The sequence below is a fragment of the Pseudomonas helleri genome, assembly GCF_045830615.1.
GTDB lineage: Bacteria > Pseudomonadota > Gammaproteobacteria > Pseudomonadales > Pseudomonadaceae > Aquipseudomonas > Aquipseudomonas helleri.
The window spans coordinates 3567067-3592422 of sequence record NZ_CP174501.1; the positions used below are offsets into that span (position 1 = coordinate 3567067).

The 25356-nt window shown below is 59.0% G+C and carries 28 protein-coding genes; 1 reads left to right on the forward strand and 27 read right to left on the reverse strand.

The annotated features are described in order from the left end of the window. Nucleotides 1–31: 31 nt before the first annotated feature. Complete coding sequence (locus ACJJU9_RS16025; protein ID WP_407728978.1) at nucleotides 32–1051, forward strand: RHS repeat-associated core domain-containing protein; 1020 nt, start codon at nucleotides 32–34, stop codon at nucleotides 1049–1051. Between the two features lie 49 nt (nucleotides 1052–1100). Here the strand turns inward: ACJJU9_RS16025 and ACJJU9_RS16030 are convergent, their stop codons facing one another. From ACJJU9_RS16030 to ACJJU9_RS16160, 27 genes are all read right to left on the reverse strand, one after another. Then, on the reverse strand, nucleotides 1101–1493 hold the full coding sequence (locus ACJJU9_RS16030; RefSeq protein WP_048371360.1) for a DUF2802 domain-containing protein: 393 nt from the start codon (nucleotides 1491–1493) through the stop codon (nucleotides 1101–1103). After that, the gene (locus tag ACJJU9_RS16035) at nucleotides 1494–1973 is read right to left on the reverse strand and encodes a chemotaxis protein CheW (protein WP_123752211.1); all 480 of its coding nucleotides are present in this window, start codon (nucleotides 1971–1973) and stop codon (nucleotides 1494–1496) included. A gap of 56 nt (nucleotides 1974–2029) precedes the next feature. Then, a complete protein-coding gene (locus tag ACJJU9_RS16040) occupies nucleotides 2030–2827 on the reverse strand; it encodes a CheW domain-containing protein (protein ID WP_407728979.1) in 798 nt (265 codons plus the stop codon). A gap of 84 nt (nucleotides 2828–2911) precedes the next feature. Beyond that, complete coding sequence (locus tag ACJJU9_RS16045; protein WP_048371367.1) at nucleotides 2912–3700, reverse strand: ParA family protein; 789 nt, start codon at nucleotides 3698–3700, stop codon at nucleotides 2912–2914. Between the two features lie 50 nt (nucleotides 3701–3750). Next, on the reverse strand, nucleotides 3751–4641 hold the full coding sequence (motD, locus tag ACJJU9_RS16050) for a flagellar motor protein MotD (protein ID WP_048371370.1): 891 nt from the start codon (nucleotides 4639–4641) through the stop codon (nucleotides 3751–3753). 2 nt (nucleotides 4642–4643) lie between these two features. After that, entirely contained in the window at nucleotides 4644–5384 is a 741-nt protein-coding gene (locus ACJJU9_RS16055) for a flagellar motor protein (protein WP_048390386.1), read from the reverse strand. Next, complete coding sequence (locus tag ACJJU9_RS16060; protein ID WP_048390388.1) at nucleotides 5384–6514, reverse strand: chemotaxis response regulator protein-glutamate methylesterase; 1131 nt, start codon at nucleotides 6512–6514, stop codon at nucleotides 5384–5386. Before ACJJU9_RS16060 ends, ACJJU9_RS16055 begins: the two co-directional genes overlap by 1 nt. Before the next feature lie 49 nt (nucleotides 6515–6563). Beyond that, nucleotides 6564–8774: a chemotaxis protein CheA gene (locus ACJJU9_RS16065; protein ID WP_407728980.1), complete on the reverse strand. Its 2211-nt coding sequence runs from the start codon at nucleotides 8772–8774 to the stop codon at nucleotides 6564–6566. Between the two features lie 65 nt (nucleotides 8775–8839). Continuing rightward, the gene (locus ACJJU9_RS16070; protein ID WP_048371378.1) at nucleotides 8840–9628 is read right to left on the reverse strand and encodes a protein phosphatase CheZ; all 789 of its coding nucleotides are present in this window, start codon (nucleotides 9626–9628) and stop codon (nucleotides 8840–8842) included. Between the two features lie 20 nt (nucleotides 9629–9648). Then, the gene (locus tag ACJJU9_RS16075) at nucleotides 9649–10020 is read right to left on the reverse strand and encodes a chemotaxis response regulator CheY (RefSeq protein ID WP_162207692.1); all 372 of its coding nucleotides are present in this window, start codon (nucleotides 10018–10020) and stop codon (nucleotides 9649–9651) included. 207 nt (nucleotides 10021–10227) lie between these two features. Then, the gene (fliA, locus tag ACJJU9_RS16080; protein WP_227024854.1) at nucleotides 10228–10971 is read right to left on the reverse strand and encodes an RNA polymerase sigma factor FliA; all 744 of its coding nucleotides are present in this window, start codon (nucleotides 10969–10971) and stop codon (nucleotides 10228–10230) included. Then, nucleotides 10968–11798, reverse strand: coding sequence for a flagellar synthesis regulator FleN (fleN, locus tag ACJJU9_RS16085; RefSeq protein ID WP_048371384.1), 831 nt, complete (start codon nucleotides 11796–11798; stop codon nucleotides 10968–10970). Before fleN ends, fliA begins: the two co-directional genes overlap by 4 nt. Nucleotides 11799–11915: 117 nt before the next feature. Beyond that, complete coding sequence (gene flhF / locus ACJJU9_RS16090) at nucleotides 11916–13235, reverse strand: flagellar biosynthesis protein FlhF (protein WP_048371386.1); 1320 nt, start codon at nucleotides 13233–13235, stop codon at nucleotides 11916–11918. An 11-nt stretch (nucleotides 13236–13246) separates the two neighbouring features. Continuing rightward, nucleotides 13247–15376 carry a flagellar biosynthesis protein FlhA gene (flhA, locus tag ACJJU9_RS16095; protein WP_048371631.1) on the reverse strand — a complete coding sequence of 710 codons (2130 nt, stop codon included), beginning with the start codon at nucleotides 15374–15376 and terminating at the stop codon, nucleotides 13247–13249. Nucleotides 15377–15555: 179 nt separating this feature from the next. Continuing rightward, nucleotides 15556–16701, reverse strand: coding sequence for an IS481 family transposase (locus tag ACJJU9_RS16100; RefSeq protein WP_407728679.1), 1146 nt, complete (start codon nucleotides 16699–16701; stop codon nucleotides 15556–15558). A gap of 165 nt (nucleotides 16702–16866) precedes the next feature. Next, entirely contained in the window at nucleotides 16867–17136 is a 270-nt protein-coding gene (locus tag ACJJU9_RS16105) for a short-chain dehydrogenase (protein WP_153333534.1), read from the reverse strand. 231 nt (nucleotides 17137–17367) lie between these two features. Then, the gene (locus ACJJU9_RS16110) at nucleotides 17368–17937 is read right to left on the reverse strand and encodes a hypothetical protein (RefSeq protein WP_407728981.1); all 570 of its coding nucleotides are present in this window, start codon (nucleotides 17935–17937) and stop codon (nucleotides 17368–17370) included. A gap of 137 nt (nucleotides 17938–18074) precedes the next feature. Then, nucleotides 18075–19211, reverse strand: coding sequence for a flagellar biosynthesis protein FlhB (gene flhB / locus ACJJU9_RS16115; RefSeq protein ID WP_048371394.1), 1137 nt, complete (start codon nucleotides 19209–19211; stop codon nucleotides 18075–18077). Between the two features lie 2 nt (nucleotides 19212–19213). Next, a complete protein-coding gene (gene fliR, locus ACJJU9_RS16120; RefSeq protein ID WP_048371396.1) occupies nucleotides 19214–19996 on the reverse strand; it encodes a flagellar biosynthetic protein FliR in 783 nt (260 codons plus the stop codon). After that, entirely contained in the window at nucleotides 19997–20266 is a 270-nt protein-coding gene (gene fliQ, locus ACJJU9_RS16125) for a flagellar biosynthesis protein FliQ (protein WP_016781562.1), read from the reverse strand. Nucleotides 20267–20270: 4 nt separating this feature from the next. Continuing rightward, nucleotides 20271–21014, reverse strand: coding sequence for a flagellar type III secretion system pore protein FliP (fliP, locus tag ACJJU9_RS16130; RefSeq protein WP_048390404.1), 744 nt, complete (start codon nucleotides 21012–21014; stop codon nucleotides 20271–20273). Further along, the gene (gene fliO / locus ACJJU9_RS16135; protein ID WP_407728982.1) at nucleotides 21014–21454 is read right to left on the reverse strand and encodes a flagellar biosynthetic protein FliO; all 441 of its coding nucleotides are present in this window, start codon (nucleotides 21452–21454) and stop codon (nucleotides 21014–21016) included. Before fliO ends, fliP begins: the two co-directional genes overlap by 1 nt. Next, a complete protein-coding gene (gene fliN, locus ACJJU9_RS16140) occupies nucleotides 21455–21919 on the reverse strand; it encodes a flagellar motor switch protein FliN (RefSeq protein ID WP_048371405.1) in 465 nt (154 codons plus the stop codon). A 37-nt stretch (nucleotides 21920–21956) separates the two neighbouring features. Then, nucleotides 21957–22925 carry a flagellar motor switch protein FliM gene (fliM, locus tag ACJJU9_RS16145; protein WP_048371407.1) on the reverse strand — a complete coding sequence of 323 codons (969 nt, stop codon included), beginning with the start codon at nucleotides 22923–22925 and terminating at the stop codon, nucleotides 21957–21959. 8 nt (nucleotides 22926–22933) lie between these two features. After that, entirely contained in the window at nucleotides 22934–23425 is a 492-nt protein-coding gene (fliL, locus tag ACJJU9_RS16150) for a flagellar basal body-associated protein FliL (protein WP_407728983.1), read from the reverse strand. A gap of 200 nt (nucleotides 23426–23625) precedes the next feature. Further along, nucleotides 23626–24885 carry a flagellar hook-length control protein FliK gene (locus ACJJU9_RS16155; RefSeq protein WP_407728984.1) on the reverse strand — a complete coding sequence of 420 codons (1260 nt, stop codon included), beginning with the start codon at nucleotides 24883–24885 and terminating at the stop codon, nucleotides 23626–23628. 75 nt (nucleotides 24886–24960) lie between these two features. Then, a complete protein-coding gene (locus ACJJU9_RS16160; protein WP_048386048.1) occupies nucleotides 24961–25326 on the reverse strand; it encodes an Hpt domain-containing protein in 366 nt (121 codons plus the stop codon). Nucleotides 25327–25356: the final 30 nt, after the last annotated feature.

Consider the following 25356-nt stretch of genomic DNA (forward strand, 5'->3'; position numbering starts at 1 on the left):
AACTTGAACTGACCTGACAGGAGTTCCAGACATGGCCGCTATGTATCGTTATGATCCGCTGGATCGATTGATGAGTTGTTTGTCAGACACGCAAGCCAGCGGACAACGCTTTTATTGCGCCAATAAACTTGTGACAGACATTCAAGGACCGGCCAGTTATTCGCTGTTCCAATACGACAAAAATAGCTTGGCACAGTTTCGCCAGCAAGGACCTCAACGGGAAAACATTCTATTAGCCAATGACCCACAAGGTTCGGTGATTCAAGCAATAACAGAAACGCAGTTTAATACCCTTACTTATACCCTTTACGGATATCAGTCCGATCACAGCGGGTTCGTCAGTCTATTAGGTTTTAATGGCGAGCGTTGCGAGTCGTTGACCGGACATTATTTATTGGGCAATGGCACTCGCGCATTCAATCCCGTACTGATGAGATTCAATATCCCTGACCCCATGAGCCCCTTTGAGGGCGGAGGCATAAATGCTTATGCCTATTGTAAAAACGACCCCATTAACTGGAGTGACCCGTCGGGCAATATTCCCATAAAGAAAATAGCTTCCTTAGTCGTAAAAACACCAATCGTCAGACCTCAGGGGAATGTATTTACACGCACACGGAAAGCACTGCTAAACCGCCAATATCAACATATTAAAGAATTTGATTATACCCTCGCCGTTGAAGCTGAAAAACGGGGTGAATTTATAGATCGTGTCTCGGTCTATGAGACACCCTCATCTACCGCTAACATTAATAACGCTTATGAGCTTGCTCGACAAACTTATGCCTTTAAAGTAGCACCCTCAGCAAAAATGGCTCCACAATATATTGACGGCCCTGCCGGCCACCTCCCTGCAGTCGACACCTCTGCATTTGACGCAGCACATATTTATTTCAAAGCCCAACACGAAGAATTATTAAACATACCCAGCGCACAAAGAACCACGCATCAAGCAAATACAGTTAACTCACTCAAAAAAAACATATCCAGTAACAAAAAAAACCGACTTATCTATATTCACAAATCACTAAATAACATCCGAAACGCTTAAATATTTACTTTAAAAAAACAATTCACGGCAGTGCAAGAGAAGTCAAATTTCAACCCTTGTGCATCTTGCTCATCAACTCGGCCTCGGCCTGGGTCAGGCCGCAGGACTGGGTCAGTTCGTCGACGCTGGCGCCCATGCCGACCAGACGCGCGGCCTGGTCGAAGGACAGGCTGGTGGGGTCGCGCTGCTCAAGGCGGGTGAGTTTTTCTGGCAAGGGGGCCACCACCGAGCGCATTTCGTGCAGCTCTTCGCCCATTTGCACATTGCCGTTCTGGTAGGTGTCCAGGCGGCGGCTGAGTTCCTTGAGGCGGCGGTCGCGGCGGGCGTCGGCCTCGGCCTGCTGCACGGCGGCCACGCGCTGTTTGCGCACATAGAGCACAAACGCACACAGGCTCGCGGCCCACAGCAGGGCCAGCACGATTACCGCCACCTCAAGTATCAATCAGATGTTCTCCAAGTCTGACCACTCTTCTTCGGTCATCATTTTGTCCAGCTCAACCAGAATCAGCAACTCGCCGTTCTTGTTGCACACGCCTTGAATGAACTTGGCCGACTCGTCGTTGCCCACGTTCGGCGCCGTTTCGATTTCAGACTGACGCAGATACACCACTTCCGCCACGCTGTCGACCAGAATGCCCACCACTTGCCGGTCGGCTTCGATGATGACGATGCGTGAGTTGTCGGTGATGTCAGCGTTGTACAAACCAAAACGCTGGCGGGTGTCGATGACGGTCACCACATTGCCGCGCAGGTTGATGATGCCCAGCACGTAGGCTGGCGCACCCGGCACCGGGGCAATTTCGGTATAGCGCAGCACTTCCTGCACCTGCATGACGTTGATGCCGTAGGTCTCGTTGTCCAGCTTGAAAGTGACCCATTGCAGAATCGGATCCTCGGAACCTTTTGCGGCTGTGTTCTGCATACCCCAAACCCCTGACTAAAAACCTTAATTGTCTAACCGCGCTCAAGCGCGGTCGTTTATGTGTCTGCCTGATGGCGGGTCGCGCCGCTGGCGATCAAGTCGGCAAGTTCTGCCACGTCCAGCAACGCGCACATGTGTTCGATCACGGTGCCCGCCAACCACGGGCGTTGCCCGCGCTGCGAACGCCATTTGATCTGGTTGGGGTCCAGGCGCAATGAACGGCTGACCTGATGCACCGCCAGCCCCCATTCATAGCCCTGAACCGAAATAACGTATTGCAGCCCTTCACGAAAATCGTCGCGGTAACGCTCCGGCATCACCCAGCGCGCCGTGTCGAGCACGTTGAGCTTGCCGCTCTGGCTCGGCAGAATCCCCAAGAACCAGTCAGGCTGACCAAACAGCGGGGTCAACTCGCGATTGTGCAACGCGTAAATCGACCCCAGGCACACCAGCGGCACCGCCAGGGTCAGCCCTGCGACATCAAACAGCAGGCATTCAAACGCCTCGCTGGCCCACGCCGGGCGACCATCGTCCTGTACCGGCAAGCGGGTGTCGGTTGCGTTCGGCCGTTGCACGTCGAGCAGCGGCGGCGCCAGTAAGTCGGCATTCGGCAACACCTCTGACAGCGGCACCGGCACCGCCAGTTCCTGCACAGGCTCCGGGGGCGTCAGGCGGGCATCACGGACTTGCTCTTCCAGCACCGCAGCGGCGAATTCGTCCAGCGCCTCGGGCTCGGCCGTCAGTACAGGCTCCGGCGCTTGCAGTGCCTCTTCGGTTGCATCAAACAGCAAGTTGTCCAGGTAAGCCTGCAAGGCCACTTGCGGGCTTGTAGACAGCGCGACCGGTTGCTTCATCAGGTGCCTCACTCAACCTTGGCGCGACCATGGCCTCTAAGGGTTATCGGCCACGCCATGCAGATACTTGAATGCACGCCCAGCTCACACCGGCTGCGGTGTGAGTTGCTGGGTCAACATGTGTTTGAGCAACGCGCGATACGCAATCGCACCCCGGCTTTTGCCGTCGAACTGCGAGGGCGTGAGCCCTGCCCGGCTGGCGTCACGCAAACGCGTGTCGACCGGGATAAAGCCCTGCCACAGTGTTTCGGGGTGTGAGTCACGCAGTACCCGCAAAGTGCTCATAGAGGCCTGGGTGCGGCGGTCAAACAGGGTCGGCACGATGCAGAACGGCAACGCCTGTTTGCGCGAGCGATTGATCATCGCCAGGGTGTTGACCATGCGCTCCAGGCCCATCAGGGCCAAGTGCTCGGTTTGCACCGGGATGATCAACTGCTGGCTGGCCGCCAATGCATTGACCATCAGCACGCCGAGCAAGGGCGGGCTGTCGATGATCGCGTAGTCGTAGTCCTGCCACAATTGCGCCAGGGCACGGGCGATCACCAGGCCCAGGCCACTCTGGCCCGGCGATTGGCGTTCAAGCGTGGCCAGCGCGGTGCTAGCCGGCAACAAGGCAATCTGCTCGTTGCTGGTGGGCAACAGCAACTGCGCGGTCAGGCCGTCGGGCACCTGCCCCTTGTGCAAGAACAGGTCGTAATTGCTGTGCTCAAGGGCGTCCGGGTCATAACCGAAATAACTGGTCATGGAGCCATGCGGGTCGAGGTCGACCACGACCACGCGCTTGCCCGCCTCAGCCAGCAAACCCGCCAGGGCGATGGAGGTGGTGGTCTTGCCGACCCCACCTTTTTGATTAGCTACAGTCCAGACTCTCATTCAGTTATTCCTCCCGGTTGCACGCGTGCCGACCGAGAATTGCCATGCACTTATAGGGACGGTGACGGGGAATTGACGGCATTCCCTCGAACCAGCGGCGTTGATCGTGGCGGTGCAGTTTGTGTGCCAGCACGCTTCAAGGCGGCATCTGGCGTGACGTTGGCGGCGCCGCTGCTGGTCAAACTGCGACGCACTTCCAGGTTACGTGACACCACGAGCACCACGCGACGGTTGAGCGCACGCCCTTCAGGCGTTGCGTTATTGGCCACCGGCTGAAACTCGGCATAGCCCACCGACGCCATGCGCCCCGGGTCTACGCCTTGCATAGCCAGCATGCGCACAATGCTCGCCGAGCGCGCTGACGACAGTTCCCAGTTGGTGGGATATTGCGCGGTGCGTATCGGCAGGTTATCGGTAAAGCCTTCGACGTGAATCGGGTTATCGAAAGGTTTGAGGATCGCCGCCACCTTGTCGATGATGCTGAACGCCAGGTCATTGGGCATCGCATCGCCACTGCCAAACAGCAGGCTGGAGTTGAGTTCGATCTCGACCCACAGTTCGTTGCCACGCACGGTGAGTTGGTGCGAGGCAATCAAGTCCCCAAAGGCCTGGGTGATGTCATTGGCGATGGTTTTCAGCGGATCGTCCTGGGCCTGGCCCAACCCCGCGTCAGTGTTTTCGCTGTCTTTGATCAGCGGCTCGGCCGGTTTGGTGGTCAGTGGGCGCTCTTCGCCCACCGGGATCGGCTTGACGCTGCGCTCGGTGTCATTGAACACGCCCACCAGCGCCTGCGAGATCACTTTGTACTTGCCTTCGTTAATCGACGAGATCGAGTACATCACCACAAAAAAGGCAAACAGCAAGGTGATGAAGTCTGCGTAGGACACCAGCCAGCGTTCATGATTGACGTGCTCTTCAGCAGCGCGGCGGCGTCGGCTCATCGTTACCCCGTAAACCCTTGGAGTTTGAGTTCAATGGCCCGCGGGTTCTCGCCCTCGGCAATCGACAGGATGCCTTCGAGCAACATCTCGCGGTACAGCGACTGGCGCAACGCAATGGCCTTGAGCTTGCTGGCAATGGGCAGCAACACCAGGTTGGCGCTGGCCACCCCGTAAATGGTCGCCACAAACGCCACGGCAATGCCGCTGCCCAACTGCGTCGGGTCGGCCAGGTTGCCCATCACATGGATCAAGCCCATCACCGCACCAATGATGCCGATGGTCGGGGCATAACCGCCCATGCACTCAAACACTTTGGCGGCCTCAATGTCGCGGGTTTCCTGGGTCATGTAGTCGACCTCCAGCACACTGCGAATGGCTTCGGGTTCTACCCCGTCCACCAGCAGTTGCAGGCCCTTGCGCGAGTAGCTGTCGGGCTCGGAGTCGGCCATGCCTTCAAGGCCCAGCAAGCCTTCCTTGCGCGCCGTGAGGCTCCAGTTGACGACGCGGTTGATGCCGCCCGCCATGTCGATCTGCGGCGGGAAGAAAATCCAGCCCACGGTCTGGATCGCCCGCTTGAAGGCGCTCATGGGCGACTGCAACAGTGCGGCGCCAATGGTGCCGCCCAAAACGATGAGTGCCGCCGGGCCATTGGCCAGCGCGCCCAAGTGCCCGCCTTCGAGGTAATTGCCGCCGATAATCGCGACAAAGGCCATGATGATGCCGATCAGGCTGAGCACGTCCATCAGTGACACGCCTCAACCAAGTGGCGGCCCATGTCATCAAGGCTGTACACCGCGTCAGCGAGGTTGGCCTTAACGATGGCCATAGGCATGCCGTAAATCACACAGCTGGCTTCGTCTTGCGCCCACACCTGGCTACCGCCCTGCTTGAGCAAGCGTGCGCCTTCACGGCCGTCCGCGCCCATGCCGGTCAAGACCACCGCCAAAACTTTGTCACCGTAGGTCTTGGCCGCCGAGCCAAAGGTGATGTCGACACTGGGCTTGTAGTTCAGGCGCTCATCGCCCGGCAGAATCCGTACCGTGCCACGCCCGTCGATCATCATTTGTTTGCCACCCGGTGCCAGCAAGGCCAGCCCGGGACGCAAGATATCGCCGTCTTCGGCTTCCTTGACGCTGATGCGGCACAGTTTGTCCAAACGCTCGGCAAAGGCTTTGGTGAACGCCGCTGGCATGTGCTGCACCAGCACAATGGGCGCCGGGAAATTGCCCGGCAACTGGGTCAAAACCCGCTGCAACGCCACCGGGCCACCCGTCGACGTGCCAATGGCCACCAGCTTGTAAGGCTTGCGCTTGGGTGCAGGCGAATGCGCGGCCGGGGCTGGCGCCGCACGGCTGGCAATCGGTGTGGTGCGGGTCGGTGCGGGTGCAGGCGTGGGCGCCCCACCTAGCGGCGCACGGCTCACAGGTGCCGGTGCGACAACGGGCGGCGGCGCGCTGTAACTGGACAGGCGCCGGTTACTGCGCGAAATGGTATGGACCTTTTCACACAGCAGCTGTTTGACCTTGTCGGGGTTGCGCGAGATGTCTTCGAAATTCTTCGGCAGGAAGTCCACGGCCCCGGCGTCCAGCGCATCGAGAGTCACGCGCGCGCCTTCATGGGTCAGCGACGAGAACATCAAGACCGGCGTCGGGCAGCGTTGCATGATGTGGCGCACCGCCGTGATGCCGTCCATCATCGGCATTTCGTAGTCCATGGTGATCACGTCGGGCTTGAGCGCCAACGCCTGATCAATTGCTTCCTTGCCATTGGTGGCGGTGCCGATCACTTTAATCGTCGGGTCAGCCGACAGAATTTCCGACACACGACGGCGGAAAAACCCAGAATCGTCCACCACCAGGACCTTGACTACCATAAACACTCCGTTAGGCGGCAGGGCACGCTGGCGCCCCCTGCTACGAGAATCAAATACGCCGCGAGGCGTAGTGCTTGAGCATGCTCGGCACATCCAGGATCAAGGCAATGCGACCGTCACCGGTAATGGTGGCGCCCGACATGCCCGGCGTGCCCTGAAGCATTTTGCCCAACGGTTTGATCACCACTTCTTCCTGGCCGACCAGTTGATCGACAACAAAGCCGATGCGCTGGGTGCCAATCGAGATAATCACCACATGCCCTTCGCGTTGCTCTTCATGGGCGGCCGAGGCCACCAGCCAGCGCTTGAGGTAGAACAGCGGCAACGCTTTATCGCGCACGATCACCACTTCCTGGCCGTCGACCACGTTGGTGCGTGACAGGTCCAGGTGGAAAATTTCGTTGACGTTGACCAGCGGGAAGGCAAACGCCTGATTGCCCAGCATGACCATCAGGGTCGGCATGATCGCCAGGGTCAGCGGCACCTTGATGACGATTTTTGAGCCCTTGCCCAAGGTCGACTCAATGGCCAGCGAGCCATTGAGCTGGGCGATCTTGGTTTTCACCACGTCCATGCCCACGCCACGGCCCGACACGTCAGAAATCTCGGTCTTGGTCGAAAAGCCCGGGGCAAAGATCAGGTTGTAGCAGTCGTTTTCGCTCAGACGATCGGCGGCGTCTTTGTCCATCAGGCCTTTTTTGACGGCAATGGCGCGCAGCACATTGGCGTCCATGCCTTTGCCGTCGTCAGAGATCGACAGCAAGATATGGTCGCCTTCCTGTTCGGCCGACAGCACCACCCGCCCGCACCGCGACTTGCCCGCCGCTTCACGCTCTTCGGGGGTTTCACAGCCGTGGTCAACCGCGTTGCGCACCAAGTGCACCAACGGGTCGGCCAGCGCCTCCACGAGATTTTTGTCGAGGTCGGTGTCTTCACCCACCAGTTCCAGGCTGATTTCTTTTTTCAGCTGGCGGGCCAAATCGCGAACCAGACGCGGGAAGCGGCCGAAGACTTTCTTGATCGGCTGCATGCGGGTCTTCATGACCGAGGTTTGCAGATCCGCGGTAACCACGTCGAGGTTGGACAGCGCCTTGGCCATGGCCTCGTCATGAATGTTCAGGCCCAGGCGCACCAGGCGGTTACGCACCAGCACCAGCTCGCCGACCATGTTCATGATCTCGTCGAGCCGCGCAGTGTCTACCCGCACCGTGGTTTCGGCTTCGCTGGCCACCGGTTTTTCCTGCGGTGCCGGTGCTGCCTTGGCAGGTGCCGGGCGTGGGGCGGCAGGCTTGGCTTCGGGCTTGGCTTGGACCTTGCTGGCGACTGGCGCTGCAACCGCACTGACGGTAGCGGCGACCGCTGGGCTTTCGGCCGAAAACTGGCCTTTGCCATGTAGCTCGTCGAGCAGGGCTTCAAATTCTTGATCGGTGATGTGGGCTGCCGGCGTGTCCGCAACGGGTTCAGCCGCAACGTCAGCAGGGGCAGTAGCGACAGCCTCAAGGGCGTCTGCGCTGAACGAGCCCTTGCCGTGCAACTGGTCCAGCAGCGCTTCGAATTCATCGTCAGTGATTTCATTGCTGGCCGCAGCAGACGTTGCCGCAGCTGTAGCGGCTGCGGGCGTGGCCACGGCGTTCGCAGAGAACTTGCCTTTGCCGTGCAACTGATCGAGCAAGGACTCGAACTCGGCGTCGCTGATTTCGTCGCTCAGGGTCGCGTCGTCAGAGGCCTGTTCGCCAAGCGCCGCATCAGCCTTGACCGCATTCAGCGAGTCGAGCAGTTGTTCAAATTCGTTATCGGTAATGTCGCCGGTGCTGTCGTTAGACACGGCCTCGACCACCACAGCAGCCGCTTCGACCGCTGCCGGGGCAGCAGCAGGCTCGGCCAAACGCGCCAGCGCGGCCAGCAACTCAGGGCTGGCGGCGGTGATCGGGCTGCGCTCGCGCACTTGGGCAAACATCCCGTTGACGGCGTCCAGAGCTTCAAGCACCACGTCCATCAATTCCGCGTCGACGCTGCGCTCACCCTTGCGCAGGATGTCGAACACGTTCTCGGCGATGTGGCAGCACTCCACCAACTCATTGAGCTGCAGGAAGCCGGCGCCTCCTTTTACAGTGTGAAAACCGCGAAAAATAGCATTGAGCAAGTCTGCATCATCCGGTCGGCTTTCCAGCTCGACCAGTTGTTCGGACAGCAACTCTAAAATTTCGCCGGCCTCAACCAAAAAATCCTGAAGGATTTCTTCATCGGCGCCGAAGCTCATGTGTGTGCTCCTTGAAGGAGGACCTTTCAGCGCCGGACAACAGCGCCCGCACGCCTACTCAAGACCTAGAAACCTAAACTGGACAGCAAATCGTCTACATCATCCTGGCCGGATACGACGTCACTACGCTTATCGGCATGAATCTGCGGACCTTCACCCTTCGTCAGGTTTTTTTGCGAATTATTTTCAGCACGCAGCGCTTCGTGGTCATGTTCGATCCCGGCAAAGCGATCGACCTGGCTGGCCATGAGCACCAACTTGAGCAAGTTCTGCTCGACGTCGGTAACCAACTGCGTGACCCGCTTGATCACCTGACCGGTGAGGTCCTGGTAATCCTGGGCCAGCAGAATGTCAGTCAGGTTACTGGAGACGATCTGCTGCTCGGCTTCGCTGCGCGTCAAAAAACTGTCTACCCGACGTGCCAGCTCGCGGAACTCTTGCGCACCGACTTCGCGGCGCATAAAACGCCCCCAGTCCGCGCTCAAAGCCTTGGCTTCCTGGCCAAGGCCATTGACCAGCGGCGTGCAGTTCTCGACCAGATCCATGGTCCGGTTAGCGGCGGCTTCCGTCAGCTTCACAACATAAGCCAAGCGCTCGGTCGCATCCGTGATCTGCGACACTTCTTCGGCGCGCGGCATGGTCGGATCAATGTGAAAATCGACAATCGCGCTGTGCAATTCACGCGTCAGCTTGCCGACTTCACGATAAAGGCCACGATCGCGGGTCTGGTTCAGTTCATGAATCAGCTGTACTGCGTCGCCGAACTGGCCTTTTTCAAGGCTTTCAACCAGCTCTTGAGCATGTTTTTTCAGGGTCGATTCAAACTCGCCCACTGTTGATTCCTGCCGCTCCATAGTGCCCCCCGGGGAACCGTTCAACCGATGCGTTCAAAGATCTTTTCGATCTTGTCCTTGAGGGCGATGGCGGTGAATGGCTTGACCACATAACCGTTTACACCGGCTTGGGCAGCCTCGATGATCTGCTCGCGCTTGGCTTCGGCGGTGACCATCAAGACCGGCAAGTGCTTGAGTTTTTCGTCGGCACGCACATGGCGCAGCAAGTCGATACCGGTCATGCCCGGCATGTTCCAGTCGGTGACCAGAAAGTCGATATGCCCCAGATTGAGGATTGGAATCGCCGTGGTGCCGTCGTCGGCCTCGACCGTGTTGGTGAACCCCAGGTCACGCAACAGGTTTTTAATGATCCGCCTCATCGTTGAAAAGTCATCAACGATGAGGATTTTCATGTCTTTGTTCAAGTCGACCTCCAGCAGTCTTAAACGCGATCACAACCGGACCGCGCCATTCAATCAATTCGGTGCATTAACAATCGATAACCCCGTAGTCGCTGCCGCAGGCTGCGATGGGTTGCGCAGCGACCCTGCCTCGTAGAAGCGAAGGTCCTTCGGCCCTTATCGCAGCCTGCGGCAGCGACTACAGGATTTGCGTACGCCTTAATGCGCTCGCCACTGCCCCAGGCGTGCGCGCAAACGGGCGGCACACTGGCTGTGCAACTGGCTGACACGCGACTCGCTGACCCCCAGCACCTCACCGATTTCCTTGAGGTTGAGCTCTTCGTCGTAGTACAGCGCCAACACCAGCCGCTCACGTTCGGGCAACAAGCTGATGGCCTCGGCCAACGCGGCCTGAAAGCGCTCGTCTTCAAGGTCTCGCGACGGCTCAAGGTGTGCGCTGGCGCCATCTTCATGCAGCCCCTCGTGCTCGCCGTCCTGCAACAGGTCGTCGAAGCTGAACAGACGACTGCCCAGGGTGTCGTTCAAGATGGCGTAATAATCATCAAGGCTTAACTGGAGTTCGGCCGCAACCTCGTGATCTTTAGCGTCACAGCCGGTTTTTGCTTCAATAACGCGAATTGCGTCACTGACCATGCGCGTATTGCGGTGCACCGAGCGTGGCGCCCAGTCACCCTTGCGCACTTCATCGAGCATGGCACCGCGAATGCGAATGCCGGCGTAGGTCTCAAAACTCGCGCCCTTGGTGGCGTCGTACTTGCTCGAGACCTCGAGCAGGCCGATCATCCCGGCCTGAATCAGGTCGTCCACTTGCACGCTGGCAGGCAAACGCGCCAACAGGTGATAAGCGATGCGTTTGACCAACGGCGCATAGCGCTCGATCAGCTCATATTGGCTGTCACGTGACGGCTTGCTGTACATGCGATAGCCGCTGGCAGTCATCAGACTCGTCCTCCACCTGCTTGCTGTACCAAACGTTCGACAAAGAACTCCAGGTGGCCACGGGGGTTAGCCGGCAACGGCCAGGTATCGACCTTTTGCGCGATAGCCTTGAACGCCAGGGAGCACTTGGAACGCGGGAATGCTTCGTACACGGCGCGCTGCTTTTGCACGGCCTTGCGCACGCACTCGTCGTACGGCACGGCGCCCACATATTGCAGGGCAACGTCAAGAAAACGGTCGGTCACTTTGGTCAGCTTGGCGAACAGGTTGCGCCCTTCTTGCGGGCTCTGGACCATGTTCGCCAACACCCGAAAACGGTTCATGCCGTAGTCGCGGTTAAGCAGTTTGATCAACGCGTAGGCGTCGGTGATAGAGGTCGGCTCGTCACACACCACCAGCAAAACCTCTTGGGCGGCACGGACAAAACTGACCACCGACTCACCGATCCCGGCGGCGGTATCAATCACCAGCACATCGAGGTTGTCGCTCAGGTCGCTGAACGCCTGGATCAGACCGGCGTGTTGCGCAGGGCTCAACTGCACCATGCTCTGGGCGCCAGACGCGGCGGGCACGATACGAATCCCGCCGGGGCCCAGGAGCAATACATCACGCAGCTCGCAGCGACCCTCGACCACATCGGCCAGGGTAAATTTCGGTGTCAGCCCCAACAGGACATCAACATTCGCCAACCCGAGGTCGGCGTCCATCAACATGACGCGCCTGCCCAGTTCGGCCAGCGCGATGGACAAATTGACTGACACGTTAGTTTTACCGACGCCACCCTTGCCGCCGGTCACTGCGATCACCTGTACGGGATGCATGCTGCCCATGATCTTTTTTTACCTTGTCTTACTTAGACGCGGCTACAGAGAGTGCTGCGTGTTCCCCCAGGAACAACACTGTGCAGACCTTCAATGTAGGTACATTGCAACGTTTTCATCTTTACCCTAGCCAACCCGTTTGGGCGGGCTGTGGTAAATGTCAGCGAACATATCGGCCATGGCTTCTTCGCTGGGTTCTTCCTGCATTTGCACACTCACCGCCCGGCTCACCAATTGGTGGCGGCGCGGCAAGTGCAGATCGTCCGGGATCCGCGGACCGTCCGTGAGGTACGCCACGGGCAGGTCATTGCTGATCGCCAAACTCAGTACTTCGCCAAGGCTGGCGGTTTCATCCAGCTTGGTCAGAATGCAACCGGCCAGCCCGCAGCGCTTGTAGCTCAGGTACGCGGCCGACAGCACCTGCTTCTGGCTGGTGGTGGCGAGGACCAGATAATTGCGCGCCTTGATCCCGCGCCCGGCGAGGCTGTCCAGTTGCAGGCGCAACGCCGGGTCACTGGCTTGCAGCCCGGCGGTGTCGACCAGCACCACGCGCTTGCGCGCCAGCGGCTCGAGGGTTTGGCCCAATGACTGGCCGGGGGCCACGTGGGTCACCGGCACATTGAGAATGCGCCCCAGGGTTTTAAGCTGCTCCTGGGCGCCGATACGAAAGCTGTCCATGCTCACCAATGCAATATTTTGCGCGCCGTACTTGAGCACATAACGTGCCGCCAGCTTGGCCAGCGTTGTGGTTTTACCCATGCCTGCAGGACCGACCATCGCGATCACACCGCCCTCTTCCAGCGGCTCCAGTTCAGGGGTGGTAATCATCCGGGCCAGGTGCGCCAACAACATGCGCCAGGCCTGACGCGGCTCTTCAATCTCGGTCACCTGGGTCAACAAACTGTGGGACAACGGACCGGACAAACCGATGCGCTGCAAACGCCGCCACAAATTGGCTTGCTCAGGCCTTGAGCCTTGCAACTGGTTCCAGGCCAGCGAGCCCAGCTGCACTTCGAGCAACTCGCGCAGGCCGTTCAGCTCATTGCGCATGTCGTCAAACACCCGCTGGTCAATCGATGGCGCCGGTGCAGGCGCAGGCTGTGGCCGCGACGGTTCGTCAAAGCGCGGCTCAATCAACGGCTCGGCAGCGGTCAGCGGCAAGCCGGCAAACAACTGGCGGCTGGCATCCGTGTCGCCTTCTGCGCGCAAGCTCAACTCGGCCTGGGCCGAGACAATCTTGGACTGGGTCTTGCGCAGTTCTTCTTCCAGCTCAACGTTCGGCACCCGAGGTGCCAGCGCGGACAGCTTGTAGTCCAGCGCTGCGGTCAACTCAACACCGCCGGCGATCCGGCGATTGCCAATAATGGCGGCATCCGCGCCCAATTCATCACGAATGAGTTTCATGGCCTGACGCATGTCGGCGGCGAAAAATCGCTTCACTTGCATAGATCAAACCCTCAGCCGTTAGGGCCCACTGTCGCAACGATGGTCACTTGCTTGTTGTCAGGGATTTCCTGGTACGCCAGCACATGCAGGTTGGGCACCGCCAAACGGCCAAACCGCGAAAGCATCGCGCGTACCGGGCCTGCCACCAGCAAGATCACCGGGTTGCCTTGCATCTCCTGACGCTGCGCTGCGTCGATGAGTGAGCGCTGGAGTTTTTCTGCCATGCTTGGCTCCAGCAACACACCGTCTTCCTGGCCTTGTCCGGCCTTCTGCAAACTATTGAGCAATATTTGTTCCAACCTTGGTTCCAAGGTGATCACAGGCAGCTCAGACTCAACGCCGACAATGCTTTGCACGATGGCGCGGGACAAGCCGACGCGCACGGCGGCAACCAAAGCGGCAGTATCTTGACTCTTGTGGGCATTGTTAGCGACGGCTTCGGCAATGCTGCGTATATCGCGCACCGGCACCTGCTCGGCCAGCAGCGCCTGCAACACTTTGAGCAACTGCGACAGGCTCAACACGCCCGGCACCAACTCTTCAGCCAATTTAGGCGACGACTTGGCCAGCAATTGCATCAGTTGCTGCACTTCCTCATGGCCAATCAGCTCATGGGAATGCTTGTACAGAATCTGGTTAAGGTGCGTCGCCACCACCGTACTGGCATCGACCACGGTATAGCCCAGCGATTGAGCCTGGCTACGCTGGCTGACCTCGATCCACACGGCTTCCAGACCAAAGGCCGGGTCTTTGGCGGTGATCCCGTTGAGGGTGCCAAACACCTGGCCGGGGTTGATCGCCAGTTCGCGGTCCGGGTAAATCTCGGCCTCGGCCAGAATCACGCCCATGAGTGTCAGGCGATAAGCGCTCGGCGCCAGGTCGAGGTTGTCGCGAATGTGCACGGTGGGCATCAAAAAGCCCAGGTCCTGGGACAGCTTTTTACGTACACCCTTGATCCGCGCCAGCAATTGCCCGCCCTGGTTGCGGTCTACCAGCGGGATCAGGCGATAGCCCACTTCCAGGCCGATCATGTCGATGGGCGTGACGTCATCCCAGCCCAGCTCTTTGGTCTCTTGGGCGCGAGCGGGCGAAGGCAGCAGCTCTTGCTGGCGCTGCACTTCTTGCAGGGCCTGAACCTTGGCCACGTTTTGTTTTTTCCACATCCAGTAGGCAGCGCCACCGGCCACAGCAGCCAGGCTGAGGAAGGACACGTGAGGCATGCCCGGCACGATCCCCATCACCGCCATCAAACCGGCAGACACCGCCAGCGCCTTGGGCGAGGCGAACATCTGGCGATTGATTTGCTTGCCCATGTCTTCGGAGCCCGAAGCACGGGTCACCATGATCGCGGCGGCGGTCGACAACAGCAGCGACGGCAATTGCGCCACCAGGCCGTCACCGATGGTCAGCAAGGCGTAGACCTTGCCCGCTTCGCTAAAACTCATGCTGTGCTGGAAGATGCCCACGGCCATGCCGCCGATCAAGTTGATAAACAGGATCAACAGACCGGCGATGGCGTCACCGCGCACAAACTTGCTGGCACCGTCCATGGAGCCGTAGAACTCGGCCTCCTGGGCGACTTCTTGACGGCGCAGCTTGGCCTGGTTCTGGTCGATCAGCCCGGCGTTGAGGTCGGCGTCAATCGCCATTTGTTTGCCTGGCATGGCGTCGAGGGTAAAGCGCGCGCTCACTTCGGAGATCCGCCCGGCACCCTTGGTCACCACCACGAAGTTGATAATCATCAAAATCGCGAACACCACCATACCGACCACATAGTTGCCGCCGATTACCACCTCACCGAAGGCCTGGATCACCTTACCGGCAGCAGCGTGGCCTTCCTGGCCATGGAGCATCACCACCCGGGTCGACGCCACGTTCAGCGCCAGGCGCATGAGCGTCGCGACCAGCAAAATGGTGGGGAACACAGCAAAATCCAGCGGGCGCAGCGCGTACACGCACACCAGCAAGACCACAATCGACAGCGCGATGTTGAAGGTAAAAAACACATCCAGCAGAAACGCCGGGATGGGCAACATCATCATTGCCAGCATCACCAGCAGCAACAGCGGCACGCCCAACTGCCCGTGACCCAAACCGGCCAGACCGTTGCGTGCGGTGTTGATTAACTGAGAGCGATCCAATGACATGCCTAAACCTTTAGCAAACTTTTGACGCCAGATGCGTCTGCAAGCCTGCCACTGCAAGAAGCCTTCCAACTTTGGCAAAAGGCCACGTCACAATCAAAAGCCCCTCACCCTAGCCCTCTCCCTGTATGGACCGGGGACATAGCGAACACTTTGTTCGGAGACATAGCGAACAGTTAACGAAGCTTTTTCCCTGATATTACAACCCCGGTCACTCTGTCAATTTGCGCAATACGATGGCTTCCCCAGAAGACATCGTATTGCCCATCTTCAATACCCTCTTGTACACCTACACGCTCGCCTTTAAAGCCTTTACCGAGCCTCCAGGGCTGACCCTGCCAGTAGATCTCACCTTTAGCCTGCACCTTTCGCACATGAAGCTCAGCACCGTACTCGATGGCAGGTAGCACCTCCTGATACTCCCGTGCGCTGGGCGTATAGCGAGACGCTGGTACCTGCATGCCTATGCCACCGTGCGGGCGCTCGTAGTTGTAGATCTTGCGCCATTCATCCAGCGTGAACTGCGCGCTGGGCAGGTCAATCAGACACAAGCCCTTAAAAACCTCCCTGATCATGCTGCGATGCTGTCTTTCCAGCTTGCCCTGCGTTTGAGGGTGGTAGGGGCGTGAGTGGCTCACCCTTACGCCCTGACGCATGATCCAGATTTCCAGCCCTGTATACGCATCAGGCTCGTCGCCCCACGGCGCCCCGTTGTCCATCGTCATGCGCTCAGGTAGCCCGTAATGGCGAAACGCATTGATCAAATGGGCCTGTACGGTACTGCGCTGCTCGTTGCCACAGGCGGCGATAGTTAAAAAGAAACGCGAGTGGTCATCCAGAAGTGTCAATGGATGGCAGCGACCCGTACGCATGGGCACATGGCCTTTAAAGTCCATTTGCCACAGATCATTGGGCTGCTCGTGTTCAAATCTGATGAATGGTTTGACTAGACCTGCATGAGGGTCGATGCGCTCATTACGCTTGAGAATGGCATGAACCGTACTGGCTGCAGGCATGTTGTTGCCGCGCCGCTCAAGGCATCCCTTGATCTTGCGCGCCCCCCAGCCGGTGTGCTCGATATTAAGCGCCAGTATCTGCTTCTCAGACTCGTGAGCAGTTCGATTAGGCGAACTGTGGGGTCGACGGGACCGATTTATCAGCCCGTCTTTACCCTCACATTGGAAACGCTTGAGCCATTTATAAGCAGTGGTGCGGCCGATATTGAAGTGCTCGCACAATGCTTTGATGTTAGCGCCCTCAGCCAAAGCCAAGGCGACGAATTCGAGACGAAGATCCACTGCGGACACCTCTTTCCAGGACACATCACACCTCCTAAGGGGTCAATGTGTCCTATTAAAAGTGTTCGCGATGTCTCCGAACATTGTGTTCGCTATGTCCCCGGTCCATACACTCCCGGAGGGAGAGGGAACTGATTGGGGGATGCTCAAGGCTGTGGCGATCTGAAAGTACAGCGCCGAAATAAAGCCTTACACCGGCCTTAATCGCCAGCCCAGCACGTCGAGTACGTCGCAGCCATCGCGCAGCAATAACACTGCGGTGCTGGCCAGGTGTTTGAGATCAATGGCGTCGGCCTCGGCCAATTCGCGGCTGGCAAAGGTTTCCATCAGTTGGGTGACCGCCAACACACGGGCAGCCGCGTTGGCGTGCAACACATCCAGTGGCGCGTTGCGGTCGATCAATAAGGCGGGAATGGTGCAGTCAATAGCGGTCAGCGGGATGAAAGGTGAATTCGTCATAAGTTAAGTCCAATGGTTAGACGCACTAACGTTATTCATCTTTTCATTCCAAGTCGCCAAACCTGGTCGCCATGAGGGCGAGCGCGGACTATAAGCGTCGGGGTATAACAGCGGCAAGCGCCAACGCTGTACGAAGCTGCCGATAAATCGGCAGGCAAACACAAAAATCTGTAGGAGCGAGCTTGCCTCGCGATCTTTTGATCTGCCTCTGGCGAGGCAAAAAAGTGAGGCTCAGTTCCAGCGCCATTCGCCCAGGTCAATCACCAGGCACGCGCTGCTGTTTGAACCGAACACGACGTCTATCTTGCGGTTGGGCTCATAGCGGTCAGTGCCGCAACCACCAATCAAAATGGCGCCACAACGCCCATCCCGTACATGCGGGTGTTCTTCCCACACCGGCACGCTGTCCAGCTGCAACTGGCGGATAAGTTTGTACAGGATAAAACTGCGCACACAGCGCCCGTTGATGCCTTCAAAGCTCAATGACTTGCGCATAAACGTCAGTATCGAATCACGCTCTTTGTAGCAGCGCTCAACGATCGCGCTGTAGTACTGCTCTCGCCCGCTGCTGTGGGGCACCGTGGGCAAGGAAATGACGGCCAGCAAATTAGTGCCTTCCGTGCTGAAGCCCACGATGTGGCGGTCTTGCAATTGATCCAGCCAGAAAATCGCAAATGTGCCGTCCAGCGCAGGAAACTTCGGGAACAACCCCTCAAGATTAACCTTGGCTTTTTCTCGGGTATCGCTCAACACACAGGTTTTGATAGAGCCATTGGGAATAAGGGTTAACTCGATCGACATCGCGCATCTCCATTGCCTGCACACGAATCAAAAAGCACTCGACGTCTCAAGTTAAGCAGGTTTGCGCAAAGCCTCTACTGTCAGGAGTGACAGTCCGTCTTCAAATTTTCACCGCTTGTCAGCTCTTGGCTTCACATTTAGTCATCGCGGCGTAAATCCGGCGGAATCGGCAGGTCTTTCAGCGGGTCAGGCCGCTTGCCCTTGCCCGCCTGGTGCTGGCGGATCTGGTAGACGTACGCCAGCACCTGCGCCACGGCCAGGTAGAGGCCCGCCGGGATCTCCTGCTCAAGTTCGGTGGAGTGGTAGATCGAGCGCGCCAGCGCCGGGGACTCCAGCAGCAGGATGTTGTGCTTGGCGCCGATTTCTCGAATTTTCAGCGCCAAAAAGTCGCTGCCCTTGGCCAGCAACATCGGCGCCCCGCCCTTTTCGGGGTCGTATTTGAGGGCCACGGCGTAGTGCGTCGGGTTGGTGATGATCACGTCGGCATCGGGGATGGCGCTCATCATGCGGCGCTGGGACATTTCGCGCTGCACCTGGCGAATACGCTGTTTAACTTCGGGTCGCCCTTCTTGGTCCTTGTGTTCGTCGCGCACTTCCTGCTTGGTCATCAGCAGTTTCTTATGGCTTTCCCACAACTGCACTGGTACGTCGACGGCGGCAATCAAGATCAACCCGCAGGCCATCCACAACGCACTCCAGCCCACCACTTGCAGGCTGTGGATCACCGCCAGCTCCAGGGGCTCATGGGCGATGCGCAGCAGGTCGTCGATGTCGGATTTCAACACCAGCAAGGCGACGATCAGGATGATGAAAAACTTGGCCAGCGCCTTGAGCAGTTCCACCAGCGCCTTGGCCGAGAACATGCGCTTAAGCCCCGCCAGCGGGTTCATGCGGCTGAATTTGGGGGCCAGGCTGCCCGCAGCAAATAGCCAGCCACCGAGAGCGATGGGGCCGACGATGGCGGCGATCAATAAGGTGATCAGCACCGGCTGCAAGGCAATCAGGGCGATTTTGCCCGAGTGCAGCAAAAAGGCGGCCATGGAGTCGGTGTTGTACAAGGTCTCGCGGCTGATGCTGAAGTTGTAACGCATCACTTCCATCAGGTCTTCGGCCAGCGCCCCGCCAAAAATCAGCAGCCCGGCCGAGCCCGCGAGCATGATCGCCAAGGTATTGAGTTCTTTAGAGCGCGCGATTTCGCCCTTTTCCCTGGAGTCTTTTTTTCGTTTCTCCGTGGGGTCTTCTGTTTTATCGGCGCCGCTCTCGCTCTCTGCCATGGCTATTTCGCCTGTGCCAGTTCACGTAAAAACTGCAAAGCCTCGGAGGCCAGCGGCTGATACTGGTTGAGAATGTCGGCCATGCTGATCCACAGAATGACCATTCCCAGCACCAGGGTCAGCGGAAAACCGATGGCGAAGATGTTGAGTTGCGGGGCCGCACGGGTCATGACGCCAAACGCGATGTTGACCACCAACAAGGCAGTGATCGCCGGCAGCACCAGCAACAGGGCCGCGCCCAGGACCCAGCCCAGTTTGTTGGCGATTTCCCAGTAATGATTAGTCATCAGCCCGCCGCCAACCGGCAAAGTGGTGAAGCTCTCGGTGAGCACTTCAAACACCACCAAGTGACCGTTCATGGACAAAAACAGCAGGCTCACCAGCATGGTGAAAAACTGCCCGATCACGGCCACGTTGACCCCGTTGGCCGGGTCGACCATGGAGGCGAAGCCCATGCCCATCTGCACCGCGACGATTTGCCCGGCCACCACAAACGCCTGGAAAAACAGCTGCAACGAGAAGCCGAGCAAGGCACCGATAATAATTTGCTCGGCGATCAGCATCAGGCCACTGAGGTCCAGCGGGTTGACGGTGGGCAGCGGCGGCAAGCTGGGCATGATCGCCAGGGTGATCGCCAGGGCCAGAAACAGCTTGATGCGCTTGGGCACCAGCGTGGTACCGATGATCGGCATGGTGGCCAGCACCGCGCCCACCCGAAACAGCGGCAGCATAAAGCTGGCGACCCAGGTACTGATCTGCGCGTCCGTCAGGGCCAGTAGCGACATTTAGCCGATCAACTGCGGAATACTGCCGTACAACTGCAGGATGTATTCCATAAAGGTTTGCACCAACCATGGCCCGGCCACGATCAGGGTGACCAGCATCACCAGCAAACGCGGCAAGAAGCTCAAGGTTTGTTCGTTGATTTGCGTCGCCGCCTGGAACATCGCCACCAGCAAACCCACCAGCAAGCTGGGGATCACCAGCACCGCGACCATCATCGTGGTCAGCCACAACGCATTGCGAAACAGGTCGACTGCGACTTCTGGGGTCATGGGCTCAGACTCCGCCGAAACTGCTGGCCAGGGTGCCGATAATCAGCGCCCAACCGTCCACCAGCACGAACAGCATGATTTTGAACGGCAACGAAATGATCAACGGCGAGAGCATCATCATGCCCATGGCCATCAGCACACTGGCCACTACCAGGTCGATGATCAGGAACGGAATGAAGATCATAAAGCCGATCTGGAACGCGGTTTTAAGCTCGGAAGTGACGAAGGCCGGGACCAGAATGGTCAGCGGCGCCGCGTCGGGCGTCGGGATGTCGGTGCGTTTGGACAAGCGCATAAACAGCTCAAGGTCGCTGGTGCGGGTCTGCGCCAGCATAAAGTCTTTGATCGGGCCTTCTGCCTTGAGGATCGCGTCCTGGGCCGTGAGTTTTTCCGCCAGGTACGGCTGCAGGGCGTCACGGTTCACCTTGTCGAACACCGGCGCCATGATGAACAGGGTCAAAAACAGCGCCATGCCGGTGAGGATCTGGTTGGACGGGGTTTGTTGCAGCCCCAACGCCTGACGCAGAATCGAAAACACGATGATGATCCGCGTAAAGCTGGTCATCAGCATCACGAACGCCGGGATAAAACTCAGGGCGGTCATGATCAGCAAGATTTGCAGGCTGACCGAATACTCCTGCTGCCCGTTGGCGCCGGTGCCCAGGGTGATCGCCGGGATCGACAACGGGTCGGCCGCCAAGGCGACCGGCGCGAGCAAGGCCAACAACAGTGCGACAGCTAAACGCATTACGGCTTGTCCTTTTGCTGGCCGAGGATTTCCATCAGCCGCTTGGCAAATTCAGGCGTGGCCGGTTGCGTGGTGTCCGGCGCTGCAACCGGCTCTTTGAGCACATGCAGCGGGGTGATGCGGCCCGGCGTCAGGCCGAGCAGGATTTGCTCGTTGCCCACTTGCACCAGCACCAACCGGTCACGGGTGCCCAGGGCCCGCGAGCTGATCAGTTCGATGACTTGCCCCTGGCGTGCGCCCCCTTGCTGAACCCGGCGCAGCACCCAGGCCAGGACAAAGATCAGCCCCAGCACCAGCAACAAACCCAGCACCAGTTGCGTCAACTGGCCGCCCAGGCTGCTGGCGGCCACGGGCGCAACGGCGCTCGCGGTGCTGGCCACCGGCTCTGCTGCCAGGGCGCTCAAGGGTAGCGCCAGTAAACCGCCGAGAAACCGCTTCACTTAGCGCAACTTCTTGATGCGTTCGCTTGGGCTGATCACGTCGGTCAGGCGGATGCCAAACTTTTCGTTGACCACCACCACTTCGCCATGGGCAATCAGCGTGCCGTTGACCAGCACGTCCAGCGGCTCACCGGCCAGGCGATCGAGTTCGATGACCGAGCCCTGGTTGAGTTGCAGCAGGTTACGAATGTTGATGTCGGTGCTGCCCACTTCCATGGAAATCGACACTGGAATATCCAGAATCACATCCAGGTTGGGACCGTCCAGCGACACCGGGTCGTTGTTGCGCGGCACGCTGCCGAACTCTTCCATGGGCAAGCGGTTGGACGCCGGTTTTTGCGCGGCGTCAGCGGCCAGCAGCGCGTCGATATCGGCCTGGCCAACATCGCCGGTTTCTTCCAGCGCGGCGGCCCATTCATCGGCCAGCGCCTGGTCGGCGGCGCTTGTATCGTTTTCGTTAGCCATCAGGTGTCCTCACTGAGCAATTGGGGGAGTTCGGTGTTTAACGCCGAACGATGGGTTCAAGCACTTGCAAGGCCAGATTGCCTTTGTGCGAACCCAGTTTGACCTTGAACGTGGGCACGCCATTGGCGCGCATCACCAGTTCGTCCTGCAATTCGATCGGGATCACGTCCCCCGGCGCCATGTGCAAAATGTCGCGCAGGCGCAGTTGGCGGCGGGCCACGGTGGCGCTCAGCGGTACGCTGACGTCCAGCACGTCTTCGCGCAGGGCTTTGCTCCAGCGTTCGTCCTGGTCGTCGAGGTCTGACTGAAAGCCCGCATCGAGCATTTCGCGCACCGGTTCGATCATCGAGTACGGCATGGTCACGTGCAGGTCGCCGCCACCGCCATCGAGTTCGATGTGGAAGGTCGACACCACAATCGCTTCGCTGGGGCCGACGATGTTGGCCATGGCCGGGTTCACTTCCGAGTTGATGTACTCGAAATTGACTTCCATGATCGCCTGCCATGCTTCTTTCAAGTCGACGAAAGCCTGCTCCAGCACCATGCGCACGACGCGCAATTCGGTGGGGGTGAATTCGCGGCCTTCGATTTTGGCGTGACGGCCGTCGCCACCAAAAAAGTTGTCCACCAGCTTGAACACCAGCTTGGCGTCGAGGATGAACAGCGCGGTGCCGCGCAACGGCTTGATCTTGACCAGGTTGAGGCTGGTGGGCACGTACAGCGAGTGCACGTATTCACCGAACTTCATCACCTGCACACCGCCCACCGCCACGTCTGCCGAGCGGCGCAGCATGTTGAACATGCTGATGCGGGTATAGCGGGCGAAACGCTCGTTGATCATTTCCAGGGTCGGCATGCGACCCCGGACAATCCGGTCCTGACTGGTCAGGTCGTAACTTTTGACGCTGCCGGGTTCGGCAGCCGCCTCGGCCTGTACCAGACCGTCATCGACACCATGCAACAGCGCGTCAATCTCATCCTGGGACAGCAGGTCTTGCACGGCCATGTCGTGTCCTACTGCAATACAAAGTTAGTAAAGAGGGCCTGATCAATAACCACTTTGCCGAGTTCTTTTTGCGCCACTTCCTGCACGCTGGCAGTGGCTTTCTGACGCAACATTTCCTGCCCCACCGGAGTGGCGAGGCTGTCAAAGGTCTGTCCGGAGAACAGCATGACCAGGTTGTTGCGGATCACCGGCATATGCACCTTGAGCGCATTGAGGTCATTTTGCTCCCGCGCCTGCAAGGTGATGCTCACTTGCAGATAGCGCTGGCGGCCGTTGTCATTGAGGTTGACCACAAAAGCGGGTGGCAGCGGCTCGTAGATGGCCGGGCGCTTGATGTTGGCGTCCACCACAGGCGGCGCGGCGCTTTTCTCGCCGCTCATGAAAAACCAGGTGGCCCCCACCGACAGGCCGATGGCCAGCAACAGCGCCACGACCACCAGAATAATCAGCTTGAGTTTGCCTTTATCGGCGGGGTCTTTCGGTGCGTCGGTCGTCGCCATGCCAATAATCCGTCACTTTTGGGTTTTCACAGGTACATGACTAGGCAGAGCAAGTGTTATGCCAGAACTGGAGGGGGCATAACACTTGTAGTCGCTGCCGAGGCACGAGGCTGCGTGCGGGCCGCAGGACCGCCACTTAGGGGTGCTTACAGCCCATCGCAGCCTCGTGCCCCGGCAGCGACTACAAGGCCATTTGGGGTTCAGGCGTAGTAGTCCACGGCGCTGGTGCCCAGCACGATGCTGGGGGCGACGGGTTCGGCGGCGGCTAACGGCGTGTCGTCGTCAAGGCGCGCGCCACTGGCCCGGGAGCGCTGCTGGCCTTGTTGCTCCTGGCCTTGGCCCTGCCAATTGCGCGATTGGTCCGACACATTGACGTCGACCTGGCCCATGCCCTGCTGGGCGAGCATGTCGCGCAGGCGGTGCATCTGGCTGTCCAGCGCTTCACGCACGGCCGCATGACCGCTGACAAAGTTGACTTGCGTGGACTGGTCCGCCGCGACGTTGACGCGAATATCCAGACGCCCAAGCTCCGCCGGTTGCAATTGGATGTCGGCGGATTTGAGGTTGGCGCTGGACAGGTACATCACGCGGTTGACGATGTCCTCCGACCAGCCACTCTGGTGCATGGCCAGCGGCTGATTGACCGGCAGCGCATTCGCGGTTTTCGGCACGGCCGCCTGAGTCAGCGCAGCCAGACGATTGGCAAAGTCATCGACACGGGTGTCGCTGGAAGCGCTTTTGAGGTCTTTAAGGCCGTCATCCACCAGCCCCTTGAAGGCTTTTTCACCGCCCTCACCCGTACTGGAGGCGTCGGCTTTGGGCTCAAGCATCTGCGCAATCGCGTTCGGCTGGCCCTGGCTCGCACTGGCCGGAGTGTCGGGTTGAGCATTTTTCGCCGGTGACTGGCTGCTGGCGGACACATGGCCGCCCTGCTCCATGGCCAGGCGCACAGCGGGCATGTCATCCAGCGGATCGGCTTGCGGGTCAAAGGTGTCATCCACCACAGGCGGTGGCGGCGCTTGCACGGCCATGTTCACGGCGGCCAGTTGCGCAGCTTGCTCATCAGGCTGTGCCGGGGCGACAGGCGCAGGCGTTTCTGCTACCGCCGGTGGCGTTTGCACAGCAGGGGGTGTGATGTCGGCAGTCGGCAGGCCGTCGTCAGGTTTGACCGGCGTGTCATCTTGATCGGTGCTTTGAGACTTGCCAGCAGGCAAGGGTTTGCCGCTATCGGCAACAGCAGGCGGTGGGTTTTCAGCGCTGTTATTGCTCGCATCGCGTGTTATGGCAGGCTTGCTGCTGGTGACACTCGAGGTGGCGTCAGACGCTTTGGCATAGACCCTGGAAAACGGCTCGCCCCCTGTTTTTACGGGCTCGACGTCAGGCTGTGCAGCTTTGCCCGTTGCGGCTTTGGACGCAGCGACGGCAGGTGTCTGAAGGAACGGGTTGGCGGCGAGTGGCATTGGCAAAGTCTCCGCTGTACGGCAGGCATCGGTACAGGTGGAAGAGACAGAGCAAGGTTCGGGCCAGCTTTGCCGTCAGTTGCCCGAGAGGTAACTGGAGACGCTCACCCTCTGGCGCTCGGCACGATACAGCTGGCGGACCATTTGGTATTCGTCATTGATTTCGATGACCAGCTCTTTGATGTCCGCCAGTTGCTTCTTTTGCGCACGCTCTTCGAGCTGACCGCACAACAGCGCCAGGCGGGTGGCGCCCATGTTGCTGCTGCTGCCTTTGAAGCTGTGCGCAACCAGGGTCAGGTCGCGGGCTTCCTGGGCATTGTGCAATTGGTCGATACGTTCTTCGGAGTCTGAGAGAAAGGTGTCCAGCAGGTCTGCAAACCCCTCCTCCATCACCTCGCGTAACGAACTGATGACTTGCTCATCCATATGAATTTCAGACACTTGTTCACTCCTTGATCAAGAATGCTCGGA

What these genes read in the sequence shown, in the direction of transcription:
- ACJJU9_RS16110 (WP_407728981.1), bottom strand. Translation starts at nt 17,937, where the DNA reads ATGTCGATCGAGTTAACCCTTATTCCCAATGGCTCTATCAAAACCTGT.
- fliM (WP_048371407.1), bottom strand. Translation starts at nt 22,925, where the DNA reads ATGGCCGTGCAAGACCTGCTGTCCCAGGATGAGATTGACGCGCTGTTG.
- fliN (WP_048371405.1), bottom strand. Translation starts at nt 21,919, where the DNA reads ATGGCTAACGAAAACGATACAAGCGCCGCCGACCAGGCGCTGGCCGAT.
- motD (WP_048371370.1), bottom strand. Translation starts at nt 4,641, where the DNA reads ATGAGCCGACGCCGCCGCGCTGCTGAAGAGCACGTCAATCATGAACGC.
- ACJJU9_RS16075 (WP_162207692.1), bottom strand. Translation starts at nt 10,020, where the DNA reads ATGAAAATCCTCATCGTTGATGACTTTTCAACGATGAGGCGGATCATT.
- ACJJU9_RS16065 (WP_407728980.1), bottom strand. Translation starts at nt 8,774, where the DNA reads ATGAGCTTCGGCGCCGATGAAGAAATCCTTCAGGATTTTTTGGTTGAG.
- ACJJU9_RS16045 (WP_048371367.1), bottom strand. Translation starts at nt 3,700, where the DNA reads ATGAGAGTCTGGACTGTAGCTAATCAAAAAGGTGGGGTCGGCAAGACC.
- ACJJU9_RS16155 (WP_407728984.1), bottom strand. Translation starts at nt 24,885, where the DNA reads ATGCCACTCGCCGCCAACCCGTTCCTTCAGACACCTGCCGTCGCTGCG.
- ACJJU9_RS16025 (WP_407728978.1), top strand. Translation starts at nt 32, where the DNA reads ATGGCCGCTATGTATCGTTATGATCCGCTGGATCGATTGATGAGTTGT.
- fleN (WP_048371384.1), bottom strand. Translation starts at nt 11,798, where the DNA reads ATGGGCAGCATGCATCCCGTACAGGTGATCGCAGTGACCGGCGGCAAG.
- fliP (WP_048390404.1), bottom strand. Translation starts at nt 21,014, where the DNA reads ATGCGTTTAGCTGTCGCACTGTTGTTGGCCTTGCTCGCGCCGGTCGCC.
- flhB (WP_048371394.1), bottom strand. Translation starts at nt 19,211, where the DNA reads ATGGCAGAGAGCGAGAGCGGCGCCGATAAAACAGAAGACCCCACGGAG.
- fliR (WP_048371396.1), bottom strand. Translation starts at nt 19,996, where the DNA reads ATGTCGCTACTGGCCCTGACGGACGCGCAGATCAGTACCTGGGTCGCC.
- fliQ (WP_016781562.1), bottom strand. Translation starts at nt 20,266, where the DNA reads ATGACCCCAGAAGTCGCAGTCGACCTGTTTCGCAATGCGTTGTGGCTG.
- ACJJU9_RS16060 (WP_048390388.1), bottom strand. Translation starts at nt 6,514, where the DNA reads ATGGTAGTCAAGGTCCTGGTGGTGGACGATTCTGGGTTTTTCCGCCGT.
- flhF (WP_048371386.1), bottom strand. Translation starts at nt 13,235, where the DNA reads ATGCAAGTGAAGCGATTTTTCGCCGCCGACATGCGTCAGGCCATGAAA.
- ACJJU9_RS16105 (WP_153333534.1), bottom strand. Translation starts at nt 17,136, where the DNA reads ATGACGAATTCACCTTTCATCCCGCTGACCGCTATTGACTGCACCATT.
- fliL (WP_407728983.1), bottom strand. Translation starts at nt 23,425, where the DNA reads ATGGCGACGACCGACGCACCGAAAGACCCCGCCGATAAAGGCAAACTC.
- ACJJU9_RS16070 (WP_048371378.1), bottom strand. Translation starts at nt 9,628, where the DNA reads ATGGAGCGGCAGGAATCAACAGTGGGCGAGTTTGAATCGACCCTGAAA.
- ACJJU9_RS16040 (WP_407728979.1), bottom strand. Translation starts at nt 2,827, where the DNA reads ATGAAGCAACCGGTCGCGCTGTCTACAAGCCCGCAAGTGGCCTTGCAG.
- ACJJU9_RS16055 (WP_048390386.1), bottom strand. Translation starts at nt 5,384, where the DNA reads ATGGACGTGCTCAGCCTGATCGGCATCATCATGGCCTTTGTCGCGATT.
- ACJJU9_RS16035 (WP_123752211.1), bottom strand. Translation starts at nt 1,973, where the DNA reads ATGCAGAACACAGCCGCAAAAGGTTCCGAGGATCCGATTCTGCAATGG.